Source organism: Mesotoga sp. UBA5825 (assembly GCF_002432955.1).
In the GTDB taxonomy this organism is placed as follows: Bacteria; Thermotogota; Thermotogae; order Petrotogales; family Kosmotogaceae; genus Mesotoga.
On record NZ_DJHG01000101.1, the window covers coordinates 1 to 8111 of the forward strand.

Sequence of the window (8111 nt, forward strand, 5' to 3'; positions counted from 1 at the left end):
CTTCGCCTTCTTGGCACACTACTGCCTTCAACGCTTGTTGCCGAGTGGTTTTCTCGCCATCGCGGAAAGGCGTTGAGCATTATGGGGATTGGTGGTGTTGCGTCTTTCGCTTTCTTCCCCCCGGCAAACAACTGGCTGATTCAAAGTTTTGGAGCAGAGACCGGATGGCGTGTTTGGTCGTTAGCTTTGCTTTTGGTTATGCTTCCCGTTGGCTGGTTTTTAGTAAGGGACAAACCAGAAGATATGGGCGAAACACCTGATGGGAAACCATCAAAAGAGACTAAAGAAAAGAAGAAAAAGGACAAACCCAAAAGGATCGTTTTTCAGGATAATCCATGGATTTTAAGACAAGCCATGAAGACGAAAGCTTATTGGTTCATGATGTACTGTACGAGCGTTCCAGCCATGATCAATACCGGGGTTACATTTCACATGGTTTCGATCATGCAGACAAAAGGCTTTACACCCACTTTTGCCGCTCTCATCCTGAGTGTTATCGCGATGGTACAGTTTCCGATGACTTTTGTAGCAGGGTTCATGGTGGACAGATTCAAAATTCACATCATCAAAACTATCGGTTATCTGGTTTATGGAGTCAACCTCTTAATTCTTCTCCTGGGAACGAGTCAACAGATTCTTCTTGTTTATGCCGCTTTGCACGGCGTTTTTATGGCTTTTGAATCAGTCAGTAACAATGTTATATGGCCCAATTATTTCGGCAGGAAGTATCAGGGAACAATCAGGGGTACTGCTATGACGGCAATGGTCATCGGTTCCTCTTTGGGACCCTTACCCTTTGGGTTTGCTTACGATTATTTTTCGGGTTATTCGGAAATTCTTTTGATCATGACGATTTTCTCCTTGACAGCAAGCATTCCAGCTTTCTTTTCTCCGCCTCCGATTTATTGTCATAGATAATCCTTAACACTTACGCCAGATATAGTTCTCTATGTAGAAGTGTATGTATAACAGTTTCTTTGATTTTTTCATCTTATTTACCTAGATCATCAAACCAAAATGCACATATAAGATTACTCGCTGAATGCAATCTGTGCATAACTTAGAATACTTTTCAAGGTTCCTCTTCTGCTTCCTTCCTTTGAATATGGCACTACACCTTTTTCGTAGAGTGTCTGTAAATACGATGCTCTCCAAGCACAGGATCTTGTTCCTAAATCTCTCTCTTTGCAGGCATTTCGATCTGGCGCTATCTACAACAGCCTTGCGTCTTGCGTAATGCGGTCCGGTCCGGTCTCCTGGAGGACAGTAAGCCGTTGAAGGTCAACGCGGTTTTCATAAGCGTTCATCGTGTTCTCTCTAGCAAACAGCGGATCTTTCCAGCGTTCAGAGGCTCTTAAAGCCTTCGTCCCTTTTTTGCATTTCCGAAGAGAATCTTGACTAGAGATGAGTTTCTTGCATCTATTCAATCTAGATTGGTTCTAGTCAGGCGAGATCCGTTCACACTCGAATTGGTTTTGTGAGATTATAGACTGTAGAATTGAATAGTTACATAAGTAAGTTACATATGTACCTGACTTCAAAAAAAGGGAGGTTCTTGCATGCGAAAGTCTACGCTATTGGTCTTATTGATGCTAGTCGTCTTAGCGTTCACCGGAGTGTCCCAGGTAATCAACATCTGGATTGGCGGCCAAGTTGCTGAGCTTGACGAAACCTGGGATATGATTGTAGGAAAGTTCGAAAAGGAAACTGGAATGAAGGTTGAAGTACAGCTCTTTGGCTTTGACATTTACTACGACAAGCTCCTGACTGCTCTCCAGGGTGGTCAAGGACCGGATCTAGCTTTTGCCGATCTGGGCGGATGGGTTCCAACGTTCGCGGAAAGGGGCTGGCTGGAACCAATGGGCAGTCTCCTAGATTCCTGGGACGGAACTGAGCAAATCTGGCCGAACCTGTGGCCAACAGTTCTACACAATGGAGAGAGATACGGTCTTCCCTGGTACACAGACTGCAGACTCCTTCTTTACAATCAGACGATGTTCGATCAGGCAGGACTTGACAGAGACAACCCACCGGAAACGTGGGAAGAACTTGTTTTTCAGGCAATGAAGCTGACGGACGCCAGTAAGAGAGTTTTCGGTTACGGAGTAAGCGGAACAAAAACCGAGCACACAACACTTGCATACATAATATTCCTTTACGGTGCAGGCGGACAGCTTCTTACTGACGATTACTCCGCAGCTGCGTTCAATACCCCCGAAGGTCTCAGGGCTCTCAAGTTCTACACTGACCTCGCCCTCACTTATGGCGTCAGCCCCAATGCAGTTACTTATAACGAAGACGACTACAGAAACATGATGGCTCAGAACAGAGTTGCAATGGCTGTTGGCGGACCATGGTCCTTCCCGCTCATAGAGACGGCCAATCCCGGTATTGTTGGAAACTACACCGTCTCTCTTCACCCTTATGGAGCAACACCCGCAAGTGTTCTCGGTGGTTGGGCACTGGTTATCCCATCCGCAAGTAAAAACAAGGATAATGCATGGGAACTCGCGAAGTACCTGACAAGCTACGAGACTTGGATGACTTGGATCGAAGCTAAGGGCGGCCCAATGCCTTCAAGACAGGACGTGTGTTTTGACGCACCGGTACTTCAGGATCCGAAGTGGAAGGTCATTTTTGAGACATTCCCACACGCAGTCTCAAGACCTCCGATTCCCGAATATCCTCAGGTTTCTGAACAGATTCAGATCATGATTCAGGATGTGCTTCTTGGAAAAGCAACTCCTGAAGAAGCAATGAAAACTGCTGAAGCAAAAGTCAATGCAATACTTGGCAAGTGATAAACTTTCCATGGGGCGGGCAAGAGCCCGCCCCTTTAATAATCCCTGATGAAAGGGTTGAAAACAGATGAGTAGACTTACAAGAGAAGAGAAGACAGCGTTCAAAATGATACTGCCTTATCTTTTGATCATAGTTTTGCTCTTCATCTTCCTTATAGGCTCAAATATCTATAGCAGTTTCACAACTGAAGAGGGTAAGTTCACACTTCAGAACTACTCTAGAGTCTTCACCGATCCTGTAGTTGGCAGAGCCATGGCTAACACGGTAGTTTGGGTAGTAGGAAGCGTTCTTGGACAGCTTCTCTTGGGACTCCTGGTTGCCCTGCTTCTAAATGAATCGACGAGAGGCCAGATTATCTTCAGAAGTATCATTCTCATTCTTCCGTGGGCCACACTGGATATTGTGGCAGGAGTAATGTGGAAATGGATGTATAACGACATGTATGGAGTACTTAACGATGTCCTTGTCAAACTGCACATAATTAACGATTACATACCCTGGCTGGGCTCTGAGAACATGGCGATGATGTCGGTAATCATCGCGAATATCTGGAAGGGGTTCTGCCTTTCTGGAATGTTCTTCCTGGCAGGTCTTCAAACGATTTCGCCGGATCTTTACGAGGCGGCCGAGATTGACGGAGCCAATTCCCTCAAAAGATTCTGGAGAATCACTATCCCACAACTGAAACCGGTAATAATGACAACTCTTATGCTGACAATAATATGGACGATCAACTACTTCCCCCTTATATATATAATGACAGGAGGTGGCCCCGGTTACGGCACCGAGACTGTTGTGACCTATATATACAAACTTGGATTCAGATTCCTTGAATTCAACAAGGCCGCTGCACTTTCAAATATCCTGTTCATTGCAATATTTGCTATCGCATTTGTCTTCCTGAGAAACATTACAAAGGAGGAAGCAAGATGAAGAGAAGTACAAAGAAGAAAGTCAAGAAGGGCATCACCTATTCGCTCCTTGTATTTCTGTCGGTGGTAATAGCTTTTCCCTTTGTCTGGCTAATCCTTACCGCGATAAAGACCTATCCGGATATCTATGCCTATCCAATTAAGTACTTCATTTTCGAACCAACGAGAGAGCACTTCGACAAGATTGCCGACATGAATTTTTGGTCTTACTTCAAGAACAGCGTTATCGTTGGAACGGGAACGATGTTCTTCTCTATATTGATCGGCCTGTTTCCAGCATATGCGTTTGCGAGATATGAATTCAGGTATAAGAGACCATTACTGGCGGGAGTGATGGTCTTCCAGATGCTTCCGCTTGTCGTGTTTCTCTTGCCGATATTCAAGACACTTAACAACTTCGGCATTTTGAACACATACACCGGCCTCATACTGTCATATTTGCCGTTTACGACTCCAATTTCGATAATGTTCATGAGAACTTTCTTCCTATCGATACCGAAATCGCTCGAAGAAGCTGCGAAAATCGACGGTTGCACCTTTGGCCAGGCGTTCAGAAAGGTCATATTGCCGATAACTCTCCCGGGAATAGCGGCAGTTGGAGTCTACGCCTTCTTGTTCTCCTGGAGTGAACTGATGTACTCCATGTCAATACTCACAACAAAATCAAAGCAGACTATTCCAACGTTTCTTCAGCTTTTCGTGGGCCAGTACCAGACTAGATGGGGCCCACTGTTCGCAGGATCGATACTTGCAACGATTCCGCCACTTATAATATTCATGATCCTGCAGAAGTTCTTTATTACTGGACTGGTTAGTGGGTCTGTTAAGGAGTAATGGATGATTAGCGATGAACTGCTTTTCGAAGTTGCGACCGACTATTATGTGAAGCGGATGCTTCAGAAGGATATTGCTAATAAGTACGGCGTTTCGAGAGTACAGATTAGCAAATACCTCAAGATGGCGCAAGAAAGAGGAATCGTTCATATTGAAGTTGAGCAACCTTCAGTAAAGTCATCCGTTAGAAAGGAATACGAGGATTTCTTCAGCGAGAAATACGGTCTGAAGAAGATGTTCATTGCCAGAGGCGCCAGAAATGAAAAGACGATTCTGAAAGCTCTTTCAAGAGAAGTCTACAAGTATCTCAAAACACTGCCCGAAAAGCCTCTCAATATTGGCCTTGGCTGGGGCAACACAATCTTCACCGTTGCCGAATCGATAGAGAAGCTAGAAAGACCCGACTGGCACCTAATTCCTTTATCGGGCGGCACGGCAAGGCTGGCCGATAAGAGGTTTAACATCAACCATATAGTACAGAATTTCGCCACAAGGCTATCGGCAAGGGCGGTTCCAATGTATCTGCCCTTCATCTTTGAGAATGCCCATCAGCTGGAAAACACGAAGCAATCCCTGGAGTACGTGAACATACAGAGACTTTGGGACTCCCTGGATATCATAATCTGCAGCGTGGGTTACTCTATAGCCAGATCTCCTATGTTCAGGGAGAACTTGCTAGACGTGAGCTATGCAGACGAACTCGAAAGGTGCAATGTCGTAGGCGACATTCTGACTCATTACTACGATATAAACGGGAAGAGGTTCGAGAAAGAGATCCTGAACAACTGTATCAATCTGAGTTTCGATCAATACCTTAATGCCGGAGAGAGAGTCATTGTCGCTGCCGGTCACCACAAAGTAGACGGTCTAGTTGGAATGCTTCGAGGCGGTTTTGCAGATGTCCTTATAACAGATGAATTCACGGCTAAGTTTGTGAAAGAATACATTGTTTACGATGAAGGAGGAGAATAACATCGATACTTGTATCCTTAACCTAAATCCTTGTTATGATCACTGGGTTATTCTCAAGAATCCTACAGAGATCCCGAACGTAGTACGAGGAGACGAAGTAGTAACACTCGTGGACGGTAAGGGACTCAATATTGCGAGAGTACTGTCCAAGGTTCTAGGACACAGCGAGTATTTCTGCATAAACATACTTGGTGGACAGGTTGGAACGATAATTGAAAACGAGTGTAACCGTCTGGGAATAGTGACCGAGAATTTCTGGATAGAAGACTCAAACAGGATTAACACTGCCCTGGTTTATGAGTACGAAAACAAAATGCTTATGATAAACGAACCTGGACCTTTTATGAAGCCGAACGAGATAGTGGGTTTTATGGAGTTCTTCAAGGGCCACGTAAGACCGGGTATGAACCTCGTCATTTCAGGCAGCGCCCCGAGAGGGTTCGAGAACGGTTCCCTTCTTCAACTCGTGAGAATTGCCAGAGAGGCCGGTTGCAGCCTGAAAGTGGACATTGCTGGTTCCTGGTTGTCTAAGATCGTGACAGCCTCACCTGAACTCCTAAAAATCAACGCCGATGAGCTGAAGGTAGCCTTCGGAATCAATAAAGACGATTACAAGGCAATGGATGATTTCAGGAAGGACCATTCTATCAGAAATCTCATAATCACGAATGGAAAAATGGGCAGTATATGGCTCTCGGAAAGCGAAAAGCTTCATGCGAGATCGATGAAGGTATTTTCTGACTTCTCAGTTGGATCGGGCGACTCTTTCTTCGCCGGACTTATATATGGTCAAGAAGCGAAAATGTCGAACAGAGAGGCGCTGAAGATGGCTGCCGCTTGTGGCGCCGCAAATACCATGCACTATGGAGCCGCGATTTTCGAATACTCTGATGTAGAAAAGGTAATCGGCGACGTAATTGTTACGGAAGTGGTGCTATGAATGTCTTCCTCGGGATAGACATTGGAACGACGAACATCAAGAGTTTGGTTCTTGGAGAAGATGGAAGGATCCTGGAAGTGCTACATTGGACGACTCCGAAGAATAGAGAGAACGGCGTCGAGTTTCTAGATCTAGAAATCACCAGGTCATACGTCGAAAGCGTAATTGGAAAGGTTGAGAAGCTTCATTCTCTGGCGGCCATAGCCTTTTCCAGCTTTGGAGAGACGGTTATCCCGGTTAGGCAGAGAGAGGCCCTGGCAAAACCCGTGATGTGGTACGACAGATCGACTTACAGCCTCTGGGAAAGTCACAGAGAATCGGTTGACAATCTGGCTCCTTACAGAATTACAGGGGTGGAGAATAGTTACACTTTCTCGCTCTACAAAATACTTCTTCAGAAGGAAGTCTTCAGGCTAGGAGGAGTAGAGAACTGGCTGCCGGTTTCTTCGTATCTTGCTTACTCACTGGGAGGCGAGCCTGTCTGGGATATGAGCCAGGCGTGCAGATCCTTCATGGTCAACATACACTCTCGCAAATGGAACTCGCCATTAATCAACCACATCGGAGAAAGCGAAGAAACGATGGGCGACCTCGCATATACTGGAGAACCAGTTGGGAAAACTAAATCCGGAGTTCCCCTGGTAAGTGCAGGTCACGATCATATCACAGGACTCTACGCTGCACAGGCATTTGCGCATGGAAAGGAATTTCTCTTTGATTCAATGGGTTCGGCCTCCGTAATTGCCGCCGTTGTTTCCGGTACCGCCGAATCGCTGGACTTCGCCGGTCCATTTATGCCGGGCGGAACGGTAGGAATAGCATACGAGGATCATCAGTACTACATCGAAAGCAACGTTAGATACTACGGGAAGCTGCTTCAATCTCTAATGGATCTGACCCAAACTGATGCTACGAAAGAAGGGTACGAGAGACTGAACAGGGAAATTGAAAAACTTGGCCAGCTGAATTCAAGACCGCTCTTCCTTGTGAATGGCGATCTCGTTGTAGGGGAAGGATTACAGGGAATAACACTCCTTGAAATGCCTATTTCTTTGAACAAAGAGCAGCTGATGCAATCAGCTTACATATACCTTTCCTCGATCAGCAAGCGAATCGTGGATAGTATCGAAAAGATTACGAAAAAAGAGCTGCCAATCATCAGCGGAGGAGGAGGAAGTCTCAATAACCTGCTTATGAAATACAAGGCCTCACTGCTCGGAAAAGAGGTTTGGGTTCTGCCTACAAGCGAATTGACCGCCCTGGGTGGAGCTTTCGCCGCGGCTCATGGTGTTGGAGCCGATGAGGTTATTGAGAAATGCGTAAACCTTCTCAAACCGCAAGATATTCATCCAGACAAGCAGTTAGCCGAACCGCTGAAAGAGATTTATGAGAAAAACATGAAAGAGTATCTGGCAATAGAAATAAGCAAAAGGATAGACATTCAGGAGGGATAATATGCCGTTAGTATCACTTACAGATGTTCTTAAAGATGCGCAAGAGAAGAAATATGCAGTACCTGGTTTTAACTTTCATCTCTACGAAGACCTCGTTGCGATTGTAGAAGCCGCACAGGAAGCCCGATCGCCCGTTATACTTATGGCCGCTGGAACTTGTATGAAACACTGGGGACC

At 45.7% G+C, this 8111-nt stretch carries 8 protein-coding genes; all 8 read left to right on the plus strand.

The features are described 5' to 3' along the window. A partial coding sequence (locus B3N33_RS10365; RefSeq protein ID WP_292590402.1) for an MFS transporter occupies positions 1–918 on the plus strand: 918 nt, incomplete at its 5' end. A gap of 641 nt (positions 919–1559) precedes the next feature. After that, positions 1560–2801, plus strand: coding sequence for an ABC transporter substrate-binding protein (locus tag B3N33_RS10370; protein ID WP_214061453.1), 1242 nt, complete (start codon positions 1560–1562; stop codon positions 2799–2801). A 67-nt stretch (positions 2802–2868) separates the two neighbouring features. Continuing rightward, positions 2869–3735: a carbohydrate ABC transporter permease gene (locus B3N33_RS10375; protein WP_292590404.1), complete on the plus strand. Its 867-nt coding sequence runs from the start codon at positions 2869–2871 to the stop codon at positions 3733–3735. Beyond that, positions 3732–4568 carry a carbohydrate ABC transporter permease gene (locus tag B3N33_RS10380; protein ID WP_214061455.1) on the plus strand — a complete coding sequence of 279 codons (837 nt, stop codon included), beginning with the start codon at positions 3732–3734 and terminating at the stop codon, positions 4566–4568. The genes B3N33_RS10375 and B3N33_RS10380 overlap by 4 nt, the downstream gene beginning before the upstream one ends. Before the next feature lie 3 nt (positions 4569–4571). Next, positions 4572–5540, plus strand: coding sequence for a sugar-binding transcriptional regulator (locus tag B3N33_RS10385; protein ID WP_214079476.1), 969 nt, complete (start codon positions 4572–4574; stop codon positions 5538–5540). Further along, a complete protein-coding gene (locus tag B3N33_RS10390) occupies positions 5524–6480 on the plus strand; it encodes a 1-phosphofructokinase family hexose kinase (RefSeq protein ID WP_214061569.1) in 957 nt (318 codons plus the stop codon). The genes B3N33_RS10385 and B3N33_RS10390 overlap by 17 nt, the downstream gene beginning before the upstream one ends. Next, positions 6477–7934, plus strand: coding sequence for an FGGY-family carbohydrate kinase (locus B3N33_RS10395; RefSeq protein WP_292590407.1), 1458 nt, complete (start codon positions 6477–6479; stop codon positions 7932–7934). The genes B3N33_RS10390 and B3N33_RS10395 overlap by 4 nt, the downstream gene beginning before the upstream one ends. Position 7935: 1 nt before the next feature. Beyond that, positions 7936–8111, plus strand: a 176-nt coding sequence (locus tag B3N33_RS10400) for a class II fructose-bisphosphate aldolase (protein ID WP_292593270.1), incomplete at its 3' end; no start/stop codon positions are given.

What these genes read in the sequence shown, in the direction of transcription:
- B3N33_RS10370 (WP_214061453.1), top strand. Translation starts at nt 1,560, where the DNA reads ATGCGAAAGTCTACGCTATTGGTCTTATTGATGCTAGTCGTCTTAGCG.
- B3N33_RS10375 (WP_292590404.1), top strand. Translation starts at nt 2,869, where the DNA reads ATGAGTAGACTTACAAGAGAAGAGAAGACAGCGTTCAAAATGATACTG.
- B3N33_RS10380 (WP_214061455.1), top strand. Translation starts at nt 3,732, where the DNA reads ATGAAGAGAAGTACAAAGAAGAAAGTCAAGAAGGGCATCACCTATTCG.
- B3N33_RS10385 (WP_214079476.1), top strand. Translation starts at nt 4,572, where the DNA reads ATGATTAGCGATGAACTGCTTTTCGAAGTTGCGACCGACTATTATGTG.
- B3N33_RS10390 (WP_214061569.1), top strand. Translation starts at nt 5,524, where the DNA reads ATGAAGGAGGAGAATAACATCGATACTTGTATCCTTAACCTAAATCCT.
- B3N33_RS10395 (WP_292590407.1), top strand. Translation starts at nt 6,477, where the DNA reads ATGAATGTCTTCCTCGGGATAGACATTGGAACGACGAACATCAAGAGT.